This is a genomic window from Streptomyces huiliensis, from assembly GCF_020037025.1.
Taxonomy (GTDB): Bacteria; Actinomycetota; Actinomycetes; order Streptomycetales; family Streptomycetaceae; genus Streptomyces; species Streptomyces huiliensis.
Genome location: NZ_JAIQLH010000004.1, coordinates 44,798 through 58,675, shown reverse-complemented (window position 1 = coordinate 58,675; position 13,878 = coordinate 44,798). Strand labels below are relative to the sequence as shown.

The 13,878-nt window shown below is 74.1% G+C and carries 12 protein-coding genes and 1 pseudogene; 4 read left to right on the top strand and 9 right to left on the bottom strand.

Annotated elements, in window-relative coordinates:
• Positions 1 to 100 precede the first annotated feature (100 nt).
• Positions 101 to 619 (top strand): GlcG/HbpS family heme-binding protein, encoded by a 519-nt coding sequence (locus JNW98_RS00895; RefSeq protein ID WP_223766095.1) that lies wholly within the window; start codon positions 101 to 103, stop codon positions 617 to 619.
• 114 nt (positions 620 to 733) lie between these two features.
• Here the strand turns inward: JNW98_RS00895 and aac(3) are convergent, their stop codons facing one another.
• Positions 734 to 1,600 carry an aminoglycoside 3-N-acetyltransferase gene (gene aac(3), locus JNW98_RS00890; protein WP_223766094.1) on the bottom strand — a complete coding sequence of 289 codons (867 nt, stop codon included), beginning with the start codon at positions 1,598 to 1,600 and terminating at the stop codon, positions 734 to 736.
• A gap of 101 nt (positions 1,601 to 1,701) precedes the next feature.
• A complete protein-coding gene (locus JNW98_RS00885; RefSeq protein WP_223766093.1) occupies positions 1,702 to 2,229 on the bottom strand; it encodes a DUF4232 domain-containing protein in 528 nt (175 codons plus the stop codon).
• A gap of 371 nt (positions 2,230 to 2,600) precedes the next feature.
• Here JNW98_RS00885 and JNW98_RS37010 point away from each other — a divergent pair.
• Both JNW98_RS37010 and JNW98_RS36460 read left to right on the top strand, forming a co-directional pair.
• Positions 2,601 to 2,849, top strand: a pseudogene (locus tag JNW98_RS37010) (helix-turn-helix domain-containing protein); the annotation flags it as partial.
• 1,542 nt (positions 2,850 to 4,391) lie between these two features.
• Positions 4,392 to 5,468, top strand: coding sequence for a transcriptional regulator (locus tag JNW98_RS36460; RefSeq protein WP_223766172.1), 1,077 nt, complete (start codon positions 4,392 to 4,394; stop codon positions 5,466 to 5,468).
• 94 nt (positions 5,469 to 5,562) lie between these two features.
• Here the strand turns inward: JNW98_RS36460 and JNW98_RS00870 are convergent, their stop codons facing one another.
• From JNW98_RS00870 to JNW98_RS00845, 6 genes are all read right to left on the bottom strand, one after another.
• Positions 5,563 to 6,273, bottom strand: coding sequence for a ferredoxin reductase domain-containing protein (locus JNW98_RS00870; RefSeq protein WP_372459137.1), 711 nt, complete (start codon positions 6,271 to 6,273; stop codon positions 5,563 to 5,565).
• A gap of 172 nt (positions 6,274 to 6,445) precedes the next feature.
• On the bottom strand, positions 6,446 to 7,267 hold the full coding sequence (locus JNW98_RS00865; RefSeq protein WP_223766091.1) for an SDR family NAD(P)-dependent oxidoreductase: 822 nt from the start codon (positions 7,265 to 7,267) through the stop codon (positions 6,446 to 6,448).
• A complete protein-coding gene (locus JNW98_RS00860; RefSeq protein ID WP_223766090.1) occupies positions 7,264 to 8,904 on the bottom strand; it encodes an MFS transporter in 1,641 nt (546 codons plus the stop codon). The genes JNW98_RS00865 and JNW98_RS00860 overlap by 4 nt, the downstream gene beginning before the upstream one ends.
• Before the next feature lie 182 nt (positions 8,905 to 9,086).
• Positions 9,087 to 9,488 (bottom strand): rodlin, encoded by a 402-nt coding sequence (locus JNW98_RS00855; protein ID WP_223766089.1) that lies wholly within the window; start codon positions 9,486 to 9,488, stop codon positions 9,087 to 9,089.
• Between the two features lie 224 nt (positions 9,489 to 9,712).
• Complete coding sequence (locus JNW98_RS00850) at positions 9,713 to 10,114, bottom strand: rodlin (RefSeq protein WP_308015439.1); 402 nt, start codon at positions 10,112 to 10,114, stop codon at positions 9,713 to 9,715.
• 295 nt (positions 10,115 to 10,409) lie between these two features.
• Positions 10,410 to 10,646, bottom strand: coding sequence for an acyl-CoA carboxylase subunit epsilon (locus JNW98_RS00845; protein ID WP_223766087.1), 237 nt, complete (start codon positions 10,644 to 10,646; stop codon positions 10,410 to 10,412).
• A 615-nt stretch (positions 10,647 to 11,261) separates the two neighbouring features.
• On the opposite strand from JNW98_RS00845, the gene JNW98_RS00840 reads away from it, so the two are divergent.
• Positions 11,262 to 11,861: a TetR/AcrR family transcriptional regulator gene (locus JNW98_RS00840; protein ID WP_223766086.1), complete on the top strand. Its 600-nt coding sequence runs from the start codon at positions 11,262 to 11,264 to the stop codon at positions 11,859 to 11,861.
• Positions 11,862 to 12,080: 219 nt separating this feature from the next.
• Here JNW98_RS00840 and JNW98_RS00835 read toward each other — a convergent pair whose 3' ends face one another.
• Complete coding sequence (locus JNW98_RS00835; protein WP_223766085.1) at positions 12,081 to 12,782, bottom strand: ScbR family autoregulator-binding transcription factor; 702 nt, start codon at positions 12,780 to 12,782, stop codon at positions 12,081 to 12,083.
• Between the last annotated feature and the right edge of the window lie 1,096 nt (positions 12,783 to 13,878).

Here is a 13,878-nt window from a genome sequence, read left to right as displayed (position 1 = left end):
CGCATCAACCGATCGGTCGACCCCGGCGTCGCCCGTACCGCCCGGACGGGCAGCCCGCCGGCCGACGCGCCCGCGCCCGGTCCGGCCGGAGGATCGGTGCATGACCAAGGCCAAGAAGCTCCTCACCACCGCCTCCGCCGTCGTCGCCGCCGGAGTCGTCGGCGCCGTCGCCGCCAACGCCGCCACTCCGGCGGCCGGCGCCAAGGACGCCTCCCTGCGTTCCACGCGCCACCTGACGATCGCCGCCGCCACCAAGGCGGCCCAGGCCACCCTCGACGCCGCCGTCAAGGAAGGCCAGGCGGTCTCCGTCGCCGTCGTGGACCGGGACGGCAACACCCTCGTCACCCTCCGCGGTGACGGCGCGGGCCCGCAGTCGTACGCGAGCGCCGAGAAGAAGGCGTTCACGGCCGTCTCCTGGAACGCGCCGACCTCCGCCCTCGTGGACCGCCTCGCCAAGACGCCCAACCTCAAGGACATCCCCGGCACCCTCTTCCTGCCGGGCGGCGCGCCCGTGCAGGCGAAGGGCGCGCCGGTCGCCGCCATCGGGGTGGCCGGGGCGCCCAGCGGCGACCTCGACGAGAAGTTCGCCCGGGCCGGCGTCGCGGCGCTGGGCGGCTGACCGGGGCCGGAACCCGGCAGCTCGTCGGGGTCCGCTCCCGGCCGCGCCGATCGACGGCCGGGTGACGAGCCCCCGTGCCGGCGGCCGGGTGGCGAGCCCCCGTGCCGGGGGGCGTCACCCCCGCACGCCCGCCGGCCCTCCCAGCTTCTCCTCGATCCACCGGACCCCGAAGCGGACGACGTCCGGCGCCTCGAAGAGGTGGCACTCCGCCGCCCCGACGGTGCCCCGGACGCCGAGGCCGGCGGCGAGCATGTCGCGCGCGATGACCGCGAACGGCCACTCGCCCTCCGGCACCACGGGGGTGTAGTCGAAGGCGCCGTCCTCGGAGTCGATGTCCCGGAAGCGGCGCCAGGTCCGTACGCCGTCGAGGAGGACCGGCTGCTCGTACTCGACGAACCGCTTGCCGGGCGCCTCCGCCAGGGCCTCCGCGTGGTGCAGGAGGGTGATGCTGTCGAGGGGCGCGCCCAGCAGCAGGACGCGTCCGCCCGCCGCCGCGAGCCGGGCCAGCGGCGTACCGGGACCGTGGGGGTCGTCCCAGGGGTGGTCGGCCACCAGGGCCTCCGCCCGCGCTCCGACGGCCGCGAAGCTGACGTCGGGGTGCCGGCTGCGCACGGCGCCCGGCCACCGCCGGAGAGCTTCCGGAAGGCGGCCGTTGGCGTGGTCCGCCTCGCTGAGGAGCGGATCGTAGGCGGGGCACTCGGCCCGCATCGCCGCCTGCCACTCCTCGGGCCAGGAGGGGAGGTCGTAGGGCGGGGCGTCGTTCCACCCGCAGTACGCCATCAGCGTGCCGGACGCGCCCACGGCCTCGGTGAGCGCGGCGATGACGGTCGCGGTGCCGCCCGGCACGTAGCCGAGGGCGGACAGGCTCGTATGGACCATGATGGTGTCGCCCTCGGCGAGACCGAGCGACCGCACCTCCCGCACCAGACGGCCACGCGTCACCGGTCCGCCGGCCCGGGCCAGCAGTTCTCTCTCGTCCACAGGGGGACGCTAACTCCCCGACGCGGCACCGCGCACGCCATTTTCGCCACCCAACTTCCCTGATGGGCAGGCCGGTTGACGCGCACATGCCGGAAGCTCCCTCACCAGACGAGGGCGTCGGCCGGGTCCGTCTGCCAGTAGGTGACGGCGGCCGAGTCGTCGATCCACGTACCGCGGGGCAGCGTGACCCGGACGGAGTCGTCGGCGGAGCCCGACCCGTCGTGGAGGTGGACCCGGACGGTGCGCACCCAACGGCCGTGGTCGGCGCTGCCGTCGGCCGCGGAGAGCCCGATCCCGGCGTACGCGGACTCGCCCGGCGCGAGGGTGACCACGGCCTGCGGCTTGCTGTCCTCCACGACGCGGATCACCGACTGCTCGTCGTCGAAGCCGAGGTACGGGTGAGCGAAGGCGTTGCACCTGGTGCTGCCGGTGTTGGTGAGCGTCAGGAGCTGGTGGTTGATCGGGCGACTCACGTTCTGGACGGTCAACTTGGTGTGCGCCGCGGAACACGCCGCCGTCTTCGGCGCCGCGGCCGGGCGGGACGCCGGTGCGGCCTGACTCTGCCCGGCGGCGAGCGCGAGGGTGGTGGCCGCGAGGAGGGCGGAGGCGGCGAGGCGGGAGGTACGCATGGTGTGACTCCTGTCGGAGGGAGGAGAGGAGTGGGTGGACTTTTGGCCCGGGAGCGCTGGGAGCGCTGGGTGGCGCGTCACAGGTGACGCAGGAGCGCCACGACCGACAGGACGGACACGACCAGCATTCCCAGGGCCACGGCGTCGACGGGGTCGAGACGGAGGCGGAACCTGATCCGCACGGCAGCTCCTGTTCCGACCGCGTCCGGTGGGTCCGTTCCCTGGCCGCGGTCTGTGCCGACAGCCTGTGCCGTGGCGCGTTCCGGCGGCAAGGCGTGTCGCGTCCTTGGGGAAGCCGGAACGGCTGCATATAGTCCGACCTGGAACGATGCCGCGGCCTGGAACGCGGATCTGGGACGGGAAGAGCCTGTATGTCCGAGGGGATAGCCGAGTTCGCGGCTCGGCTGCGGGAACTGAAGGGCCGTTCGGGACGCAGTTACGGAGTCCTGGCGAAGCGGCTGCACATGAGCACCTCCACACTGCACCGGTACTGCAACGGCGTCGCCGTACCCACGGAGTACGCCCCGGTCGAACGCTTCGCCCGACTCTGCGGCGCCTCCCGCGACGAACTCGTCGAACTGCACCGCCGCTGGATCATCGCGGACGACGCCCGGCGCCGGAAGGCACAGCCGACGCCGACACGGACGCCGGGAGCGGGCGAACGGACCGGGGAGAGCGCATCGCCCGACGCGGACGGACGGACCGGCGGGAGCGCGACACCCGACGCGGACGGGCGGGCCGGCGCGGACGAGCGAACCGGCACGGACGGGCGGAGCCCGGGCGGGCGGCATGGGGCAGCGGGCCTGCCTCCCGCGCACTCGCGGCCCTCCGCGGACGGACTGTCCTCCGCCGGTGGGCCATCCGTCGCGGCCGAGTCATCCGCCGCAGCGGGTGAGCCATCCGGCGCAGCGGGCGAGTCATTCGGTGCAGCGGACGAGCCATCCGGCGCAAGCGGGCCATCCGCCGCCGGCGAATCGGCCGCCGAGAGCGGGCCGTCCAACGTGGCCGCGTCCTCCTCCGCCTCCGCGGCTGACGGAACGTCCGACGCGAGCGCGCGACCCGCCGCCGGCGAACCGGCCGCCGAGAGCGAGCCGTCCAGCGCGGTCAAGCCCTCCCCCAGGGCCAGCGGACCATCCAACCCGAGCGCGCCATCCGCCGCAGCCGGACTGCCCTCCGAGAGCGGTCCCGCGGGCGAGCCGTCCAGCGCGGCCGCGTCGTCTGCCGCGGCTGACGAGCCGGCCGGCGCGAGCAGGACATCCAGCCCGAGCGAATCACCCACCGCGGCCGGGCCTTTCGACGCGGCCGGGGCACTCACCGCAGCCGACGGATCTTCCAGCGCCAGCGAGTCATTCGCCCCAGCCGGGCCGGCCGGCGCAAGCGGGCCGGCTGCCTCAGCCGGATCATCCGCCTCAGTCGAGACATCCGCCGCAGGCGACGGGCCGTCCGGCGCGATCGGGTCACCCACTCCGGCCGGGCCGTCCAGCGTGGGCGGGCGATCCGGCCCGATCGACTCATCCTCTGCGGCCAGGCCGTCAGGCACCGCCAGGCCTTCCGCCGCACCCAGCGGACCGCCCGGCACGAGCGAGTCATCCACCCCGACCGGTGCGTCCAACGCAAGCGGGCAAGCCGGCGCGACCGGGTCATCCGGCACAGCCGGGTCTTCCGCCGCAGCCGACGGACCGTCCGGCGTGAGGGGATCTGCCGACGCGGGTGACCCCTCCGGCACGGGCGAGCGCGGCGGCGCGGGGGAGATACCCGCCGCTGTCCGAACGCTCGGGACGGACGACGCAGCGGCCAGGTGTACGGGTACGCGCGGCGAGGCCGGCCCGGGAGGGTCGCCGGACGAAGCCCCGGCCGCCGCAGCGGCCGGGTGCACCGTCGCGAGCGGGGAACCCGGCACGGGCGAGCGCCCCGGGTCGGACAGTGCCCTTTCCCCACCCACGCCCGCCACATCCGAGCGACCCCTGGCAGCCAGGGCCACCCCCGACGCGCTCGCCGAGGAGCGGTGCGCCGGCGGTCCCGGCCCGGCCGCGCCTGCGGCCGGCGAGGCGGACCCGGGTGACGTGGGCGTCGGCGGCCCGGCGGCCACGCCCTCGCAGGGACCGGAATCAGCCGTTTCCGAAACGGCGCCCGCATCCGCGCCGGACGAAGCTGCCGCGGCTGTGGCGGAACGTTCCGTCTCGGCCTCCCGGACCGCACCCACACCCGCCGCCGCCCGGAAGCGGATCCGGCGTGCCTTGCTCGCCGCCGCCGTGGCCGTCGCGATCCCCGCGGCGGTCGTCGTCAGCTACGCGGCCACCAAGCCCGACTCCCGTACGGGAGCGAGCGCCGACGGCTCGCCGACGGGCAGGACGGAGCGGCGCCTCTCCGTCGACCGACGCCCCGGAGGGCCGGGCGCCGCTTCCACCGCGCCGGCACCGGGCGCCCCGGTGCTGCCCGACCTGGACGCACCGCCCGCCACGAGCGTCCCGTCCCTCCCGTCCTTCCCCACCGGCGGGCCCGCGCCGGGCGGCCCGCAGGGGAACCCGCCGGACGCCGCGCACGAGACGGCGCTCCCCGGGGCGACGCGCCCGGCGACCGGCGCGCCCGCCCCTGACGCGCCCTCCGGGACGCCCCTGACGGTGACCACCAGCCCGTACACCTTCATCGACCGCTGCGACCAGGTGTTCCTCACCGGCCGCACCCCGGCCGAGGTCCCGCCGCCCCCGCCCCAGCAGGACGCCCGCGGCTGGGTGACCGCGCTGCGGGCGGTGCCCGGCGGGCGGCTGCAGCTCGAACTGACCGTCCAGGGCACGTCCCGGCAGGCGGTCGTGCTGCGCGCGCTCCACGTCCGGGTGGTGGGCCGGGGGGAGCCCCTCGCCTGGCCGGTCTACGTGATGGCGGACGGCTGCGGCAGCGGTGTCACCCCCGCCACACTCGACATCGACCTGGACCGCGACCGCCCGGCCGCCCGGCCGGTGGCCGGCGTGCAGGGGGACATCCCGATCCCGGCCACGGACTTCCCCTACAAGACGTCCACCACCGACCCCCAGGTCCTCGACGTGGTCGCCCACACCGACCGCCACGACGTGCAGTGGTACCTGGAACTGGAGTGGAGCAGCGGCGACCGGAACGGAGTCCTGCGGATCGACGACGGCGGCCGCCCCTTCCGCACCAGCGCGATCAAGGACCGCCCCCAGTACCTCTTCGATACGTCCACCGACACCTGGAGGCTCGCGGAAGACCACGAGCGGAGATGACGGCCGGGAGACAACGCCCGGGAGCCAACGGCCGGGAGATGACGGCCGGGAGCCAACCACCGGGAGCCAACCGCCGGGACGCGCCAGGGCACCCCTAAGGGGCTCCCCCGTCCTCCTCCTCGTACGGCGTCTCCTCATACGGCGCCTCCTCGGCGAGCCGCTCGCCGATGTCGTCGGCCCAGAACTGGGCCCAGCGCCGAAGCCCCTCCGCGTCCGCTCCGGCCGGCCCGCAGGCGGCGAAGTCGGCGTCCCCGAGCCAGTCCAGCCCCTCCAGCCGCGCCTTGAGGTCGGCCAGTTCGAAGGCGTCCGGGGCATGGCGGCGGCCGAGTTCCTCCAGTTCGACGCGCGACCAGCGGTCCGACGCCGCGTGGACGTCGACGAGGTCGCGCGCGAGCCCCCGGTCGGCCAGGGCCCTGACCCTGATCCCCACCGCGTCCTCCACGGCGAGGACGAGAACGGACCCGCCACGGGCCGGCGCCCGCCACAGCGTCTCCTTGGCGATTCCGACCCCGCACTCCTCGCCGTTCAGGGAGTCGGTGGCGGTGAACCGCGCGGCGAGCGGTTCCGCCGCCGCGTCCCGCACCCGCCACCCCCGCGCCTCCAGCCCCGCCCGCACCGTCGCCAGCACCTCGGCCATGGGCGTCTGGGTGTCCGTGGCGAGCTCGAGACCGACGTCCGACGCGTCACCGCCCACCCCGTGCGCCAGGCCGTGGAACCGCACCGCGTGCCCACCGGCCAGCACGAGCGGGAACCCGGCGCCCACCTCGGACAGGTCGCCGAGCAGCCGCCGCCGCGTCCCGGACAGGACGGCGGCCAGCCGCGGGTCCTCCACCCGGTCGGACGGCGTGGAGGGCACGGGCGGGGTGGACGGCGCGTGGGGCGCGGACGGCGAGTTCGTCATCACCCGGATTATCCGGCCGCACGCCACCCCCCGCACCCCGCCCGCACCCCGTCCCCTCGCCGGCCGGCGCGGGCGCCTACGCGCTCGCGCCCCCGTCCACCACCAGGTCGTGCCCGACCACGAACGCCGCCTCGTCCGAGGCCAGCCACGCCACCGCGGCGGCGATCTCCCGCGTCTCCGCGACCCGCCCGATCGGCACCGCGGCCCGGACCCGCGCGTCGCGGTCCTCGACCGACTCCCCGGGCCGGAACGACATCGGGGTGTCCGTCCCGCCCGGGCTCACCGCGTTGATGCGCACGCCCTCGCCTATGTACTCGCGCGCCGCGGTCCGAGTGAGGACCGACACCGCCGCCTTGGACGCGGCGTAGGCCCCGAGCCCCGGCCGCCGGGTGTGGAAGCCGATGTTGGAGGCGGAGTTGACGATGGCGCCGCCGCCGTGGGCGCGCATGTGCGCGATCTCGTACTTCATCGACAGCCAGACGCCGGTGGTGTTGACCGCGAGGACGGACGACCACGCGTCCTCCTCCTGTTCGGCCACGGGAGCCGGCTTGCCGAAGATCCCGGCGTTGTTGAAGGCGATGTGCAGACCGCCGTGGCGCTCCACGGCCGCGGCCACCATGGCCGCCGCGTCGGCGGCGCGGGTGACGTCCGCGACCACCGCGGAACCCCGGCCTCCGGCGGCCTCGATCAGCCGTACGGTCTCCTCCAGATCGGCGAGGCCGGGCCCGGCGACGACCACGGTGGCGCCGCCGCGGGCGAAGGTCAGCGCGGCCTGCCGGCCGATGTTCCTCCCGCCACCGGTCACCAGGGCCACCTTGCCGGCGAAACGTTCGGTCTCAGTGAGGGCGGAGGCGGGAGCAGGGGTGGACGGGGACGGGGACGCGGGCGGATGGCTCATGACGAGGACTCCTCGGTTTCCGATGTCTGCAAGGTTCCGGATGGTTCCGAACGGCTCTGACGGCCGGGGCCGGGGTCACGGTTGGGGTCAGGGTTGGGGCCGGGGTCAGGGTCAGGACCGGGATCAGGGTCGGGACCGGGATCAGGGTCGGGACCGGGATCAGGGTCGGGGCTGAAATCGAAGCCCGGGTCGGCATCAGGGTCGGCATCAGGGCCGACGTCCCCGCCCCGCCGCAGCGCGTACGCGACGAGCGCCGCCCCGGCCGCGCACCCCGCCGCGGCCGCGGTCAGCGTGAACCCGTAGCCGGCCGACACCGCCTCGGCCGCGCCGGTCCCACCGTCGCGCAGCCGGTCGGCGCGGGTGGTCGCGAGGGTCACCAGCACGGCCAGGCCGACCGTCGGCCCGACCTCCATGACCGTGTTGACGACCCCGCCCGCCAGCCCGGCCCGGCCGTCCCCCACCCCCTCCAGGGCGGCGACGGTCGCCCCGGAGAAGACGCAGGCGATGCCGACGGGGAAGAGGAGCAGCCCGGCCAGGGTGGTGCCGGCGTACGGGGTGTGCGCGCCGAGTCGCCCGAGCAGCAGCAACCCGCCCGCGCACAGCAGGAGTCCGCCGGCCGTGACGGCGCGGACGCCCAGGCGCCGGACGGCCCGGGCGGCGAGCGGCCCGGCCGCCAACTGGGCCACGCCGAACGGCAGGAAGGCCGCCGACGTCAACAACGGCGAGGTGGAGCGCACCTCCTGGAAGTACAGCGAGAGGAAGTAGAAGATGGCGGACATCGCGGCGGACCCGACCAGGATCGCCGTCAGGGCCGCCGCCCGCCGTCCAGACCGCAGGAATCCCAGCGGCAACAGCGGTTTCGCGACCCGTAGTTCGACGGCGACGAAGGCAGCAAGCAGCAGCAGGCCGCCGGCGACCGGCACCCAGACCCGGGAGGCACCCCACGCCCGTTCGCCCGCCTCGACGAGGCCGTAGCTCAGCACCGACAGCCCGGCCGTCACCAGAACGGCCCCCGGCACGTCCAGCCGGACGCGGACCGGCGCGGGACCGGCCGGCAGCAGCCGCGGCGCGGCGAGGACGACGAGCAGCGAGACGACGGCCGGGACGAGGAAGGTCCAGCGCCAGGACGCCCACGTCGTCACGGCGCCCGAGAACAGCGTGCCCGCCGTCGCCCCGAAGCCGCCCAGCCCGCCCCAGACGGCGAGGGCCCGGGCGCGCCGCGCCTCGTCCGGGTGGAGGGTCCGGACCAGCGTCATGGCGGCGGGCGCCGCTAGGGCGGCCCCGGCACCCTGGACGAACCGGGTGGTCAGGAGCGTGCCGAAGTCGGGGGCGAAGCCCGACGCCGCGGAGGCCGCCCCGAAGACCGCGACGCCGGCGACGAGCAGCCGGCGGCGGCCGTACAGGTCGGCCAGTCGCCCGCCGAGCAGCAGCAGACCGCTGAAGGACAGCCCGTAGGCGGCGCTGACCAGGGTGAGCCCCGCCCCGGAGAGGTCCAGGTCGCGCCGGACGGCCGGCAGGGCCGGGGAGAGCATGGTGATGGCGAGGATCAGGACGACCTGCACGGCACCCAGCAGGGCGAACGCCGGGACGGTGGCGCGGGGAGGCCCGGCGGTACGTGCGGTGGCGGACGACGGCATGCGAGAACTGTCGGCCGGGGACGGCCGGGCTCCCAACCGTGCCGCGATAGTCCGTCAGATGCGTCGGGGCGCCTCGGCGCCCGTCGGGCCCCCGGGTGGCCCCCTGAGGGGCGGGGCGCCGCGAGCACGAGAAGCCGCCCCCGGGCGGACCGGGGGCGGCTCGTTCCGCGGCGTCGACGGGGTCAGTGGCCGTGGTTGCCGTTGGCGTTGAACGACAGGAGGGGGATGTCGTCCAGGATGTGCGACAGCGGGTCGTCGCCGTCGTTGATCGTGGAGTTCTCGGTGCAGACCTGCTGCTGCTCGGACGAGAGGATCGGAATGTCCTGCAGACCGAGGTTCAACAGGCCGACGATGTTCTGGAGGTTAAGCCTTCCGACGGCGATGCACGGCTTGTTGAACGAGCCGTTGATGAGACCCATCTGGGGGCTCATGTAACCGCCGGTGTAAGTGTTTCCGTACATTTGGACGGCCTGGTTGCCATTGGCGACGTCCTGGCTGTCGTGTCCGGATGCCAGCGCGGGGCCGACGGATCCGCCGACTGCCGACGCCGTCAGGGCGGCCGTGGCCACTACCTTCTTGATCACGATGGTTCCTTCGCTCTGGTCGGTTTACGAGCGCTACTTGCCTAACCCGGCGCGGTGGGGGAAGTTATCGAGCTTCATTCATTCGGCCTTCATTCATTCGGGCTTGTATTCGGCCGCGCTCGGGTTCCGCCGGGGTCCCTTCGGCCGGAACCCGGAAAACGGAAACCCCCTGCCGCGGGGCCCGCACACCCGCCGCAGGGGGATTCCCGTGCTCTTCTGCCGGATCAGCCGTTGGCCGAACCGTTGCCCGAGATGATCGGGATGTCGTCGAGCAGGTGCGACAGCGGGTCGTCCCCGTCGTTGATCGTCGAGTTCTCGGTGCAGACCTGCTCCTGCTCCGACGAGAGGATCGGAATGTCCTGCAGGCCGACGTTGAGGAGGGCCAGGATGTTCTGGATGTTCACCCGGCCAAGCCCGATGCACGGCTTGTTCAGCGTGCCCTGGATCAGGCTCATCTGCGGGCTTTCCTTGCCCCCGGTCTTGGTGTTGCCGTAGCCGGACTTCGCGCCGTTCGCGTTGGCGACGTCCTGCGAGTCGTGACCGTGACCCGTGGCCATCGCAGGGCCGCTGATGGCTCCGACCGCGGAGACCGTCAGAGCGGTCGTGGCGAGTACCTTCTTGAGCACGTCCATAGCCTTTCGATCGTGTAGCGCCCCCACTGAGAAAGCGATCTGGATAACTTCGACCGGAAGGAGAGGTTCCGGGCTTTCACTCATTCGAGCCAGTGAACACCCGGCATGGGGAGGGTAAGGGCCGGAGAAGCTCCGGTACGAAAAGAAGCTGGTCGCCGCGTTTTCTCTCCGGGAATTCGCCCGAGAGATCCGGGATGATTTTCGGAATTCCCGCGGGCCTGCCGTTGCCCCTTAGGCCGTTGCCCCTTAGGCCGTTGCCCCTTAGGTCGATGCCTCTTACACGGTGCGCTCAGCGCCGGCCCTGCCAGCTGATGGGACCGGTGAACCCGGTCGGCCGCCAGCGGGCGGGGGTGCACGACAGGCCGTACTCGGAGATCTCGGGGCCCGGCCCGGCCCCGAGGACGGCACCGGTGTCCGCTCCTGCGTCGCAGCCGGTGGCGGCACAGGCGAGGAGCACGGTGGTCACGGCGGCGAGCTCCTCCTCGCCCGCGACGCCCTTCTCGACCCGCACGAACATGTCGGTCATAGCCGTTCCACTCCCTCGGCGCACCGGACGTCCGTGCGGCGGCGCCGCGAGTGTCCGGTTCCTCCCACCGTGCTCCCGCCGACGGCGGGGAGGAACCCCGATACCTCCGAACGGGTGACGCCCGTGGCGACGGGCGGTTCGCGCATCCGGATGAACCGTTCCGCCCACGGCCCGCGGCGGTCCGCGGACGGCTTGCCGGCAGGCTGTCGACGCGCGTAGGGCGGGCTGCCCGCGGACCGGGCACAGGCCGCCCAGGGACCGGCCAAGGGCCGGCACTCAAGGGCCAAGGGCCGTCCCTTAGGTGTCGGGAGCATCCGGGAGCAGCCGGAAGACGGGCAAGGAGCCGGCCCGGGCGGGCGGAGAACCCCGTCGCGACTCCGGTGTAAGGGCCAAGCGGACGTGCGCCGTCCCGCATCGGGCGGACCCGGAGCACCCATGGCGGGCCGTCCGCCGGGTAGGAGGCCCGGGAACCGATGGTTACCTGAGCCATGATCTCTCTCCTCGCGGCCGCGGACGGCCCACCGGCCGGTGACGGGTACGGGCCGAGGCGGCCGCGGGGGGACGCTCCGACGACGGCAGTACGGGCACAGCGGAACGAAGGAGAGCAGGGACCACATGGGCAGTACCCCCCACACGCGCAGGAGCGACACTCGTGAGCGCATCCAGCGGACCGCGCTCGATCTCTTCGTCACCCGGGGCTACGAGAAAACCTCCCTGCGGGAGATCGCCGAGCGGCTCGGAGTCACCAAGGCGGCGCTGTACTACCACTTCAAGACGAAGGAGGACATCCTCGTCGCCATCTCGGACCAGGTGGGGGCGCCCGTGGACGAGCTGATCGCCTGGGGCGAGAGCCGGCCGCCCACGCTGGAGACGAAGCGCGAACTCCTGTGCAGGTACAGCGAGAAGCTGCGGGAGGCAGTGCCGGTGTTCCGCATCCTGCAGGAGAACCAGGCGTCCCTGCGGACCCTGGACATCGGGACCCGGCTCAGGGAGCGGGTCACCCGGCTCTCCCGGCTGGTCCACTCGGGCGCCGACGACCTGGCCACCCGGGTGCGCTGTGCGAGCGCCCTGCTCACCGTGCACTTCGGCGCCCTCGTCCTGGACGACCTGGCGGGCGACCCGGAGGAGCGGAGGCTCGCCGCGCTGACCGTCGCCCTGGAGATCCTGGACACGACGGCCCCGGGCCCCGCGCCCGCGGAGGCGGCGACCGCCTGACGACCGGCCGGGCCGGACCGAGGCCGGGCCGGCACCACGTCCGGGAAGACCCGCACCACGACCGAGAAGGCCGGCACCACGTCAGGGAAGGAACGCCCTCCGCGCCTCCGGGCGACGGCGGCGGATGCGCCCCGTACGGCCCGGGATGGCCGGGCCGTACGGGGCGGTGGACCCGTAGGGGGCGTGCGCCCCTTGGGGGTCCGGGGAACCGGGCCCCGGTCAGCCGACCCCGACGGGGGCAGGGGTCGGCGCCGGCCCGGTGGTCTCGGCCGCGCTCAGCCGCTCGGCCTCGGCCAGGGCCCGGGCGCCCCGGCCGGGGGCCATGTCGAGGCGGGCCAGCACGGAGGGCACGGCGACGCTCGGCATCACGTGCTCGTAGAGCGAGATGGCGCGGCGTTCCAGGTCGGCGCGGCCGGTCACGACCTGGGACATGATGTTGATGCCGGCGTACGCGCCGACGATCAGCTCCGCCGTGTCGGCGGGCTCCACGTGCGGCAGCACCTCGCCGCGCTCCTTGCCCTCGGCGAGGACCCGGGTGTGCACCTGGGTCCAGCCGTGGAACGGGCCGCTGCGGTTGAGGGTGGTGGAGCCGTGCTCCAGGGTGAGCCGGACGCTGCCGCGCAGCAGCGGGTCCGTCCGCAGCCGGTGGGCGAAGATCAGTCCCATGTCGACGAGTTGCTGCATCCTCGACGCCACCACCGGCTCGGGGATGACGGGCGACTCCGTCAACTGGGCGTCTATGACCGCCAGGGCGAGGTCTTCCTTGGACGCGAAGTGGAAGTAGAGCGCGCCCTTCGTCACCTCGGCCCGCGCCAGGATCTCGGTGATGGTCGCCGCGTCGTAACCCCGTTCGTCGAACACCACCGCGGCCGCTTCCAGGATGGTCCGGCGCGTTCTGATCGCGCGGTCCTGCTTTGCCACGGTCTGCCTCCGCATCGCTAGCCCGTCCCACCGCGCGGTCGGCGACGGGACGGTGCGCGGCCGTTGTCGTCCGACGCCTTGGCGCGCGTGCCCCGAAGCAAACCGACGCGTACGTATCGTAGGACCGCCCCGCAAGGGCCGGGCAGCCGGGGGACGTCGGGACCGTCCCGTAGGGGACCGGCCCGGGAACTCCCTTACGGTACGGGGCCGGTCCCCCGCGCGACGAGCCTACGCAGCGCGGGCACCCCGGCGCAGACGGTGAACCGGCCATGTACGGCGGCCCGCTCCGGCCACCGCGCCCGGTGCGCGCCCCCGGCGGGGACGCCCCGAAGACCGCGGCCCCGGCGGGTCCGGGCGACCCCTGGCAAGGCCGGACGCCGGCCGGGGCAGGCGGCGCGGCGGGTTCCGCCCGGCCGGAAGTGGCCGTTGCGAGGCAGGCGGAGGACCGTCGAACACAGACCGGCCGGTACGGAACGGCGGCGGGTCCGTAAGGTGGCGGGTCCGTAAGGCGGGACCCCAAGGGTGAGCCGTAAGGACAGCGGGGCCGTAAGGGCCGACGGCCCGCCGCGGACCCGCGCGCGAGCGGAAGTCGTCGCGCGGACGGGCGGGTTGCGGCGGGCCGGGCAAGAGTTCGACGGGCGCGGGCGGGAGTTGGCGTACGGAGTGCACCGGGCGCGCGGGGCGCGGCCGGTGCCGGATGCGCGGGCGCACCCGCGGTGAGCGGAGTTCGAGAGTCGGCGCCGAGCCTCAGGGCTGAATGTTGCCGATCATGTAGCAGACGATCGCGATCACTATGAGGGCCAGAACGACAACGGTCTTTCTTTCCTTGCGCGTCATGGATTCCATCACGCCTCCCAGACAACAGCCGGTGATTCGGACCGCCCTGACCAGGAAACTACTCGTGATGGGAGGGCGACACTACGGATGCATCGAAAGTCTGAGCAGGACTTGAGGTTGCTCCTCCGGTTGCCCCCGCGCCGGACATATGACCGTTTGGACCACCGGACCCATCCGGGTTCTCGTCTCCCGTTCCGCCCGATACCCGCACGTTCCGTCGTTATGGTCTGCCGTGCCGTCGCCTGTCGGCGGCCCGACC

What these genes read in the sequence shown, in the direction of transcription:
- JNW98_RS00895 (WP_223766095.1), top strand. Translation starts at nt 101, where the DNA reads ATGACCAAGGCCAAGAAGCTCCTCACCACCGCCTCCGCCGTCGTCGCC.
- JNW98_RS00885 (WP_223766093.1), bottom strand. Translation starts at nt 2,229, where the DNA reads ATGCGTACCTCCCGCCTCGCCGCCTCCGCCCTCCTCGCGGCCACCACC.
- JNW98_RS00865 (WP_223766091.1), bottom strand. Translation starts at nt 7,267, where the DNA reads ATGAGCCATCCGCCCGCGTCCCCGTCCCCGTCCACCCCTGCTCCCGCC.
- JNW98_RS00860 (WP_223766090.1), bottom strand. Translation starts at nt 8,904, where the DNA reads ATGCCGTCGTCCGCCACCGCACGTACCGCCGGGCCTCCCCGCGCCACC.
- JNW98_RS00845 (WP_223766087.1), bottom strand. Translation starts at nt 10,646, where the DNA reads ATGACCGACATGTTCGTGCGGGTCGAGAAGGGCGTCGCGGGCGAGGAG.
- JNW98_RS00840 (WP_223766086.1), top strand. Translation starts at nt 11,262, where the DNA reads ATGGGCAGTACCCCCCACACGCGCAGGAGCGACACTCGTGAGCGCATC.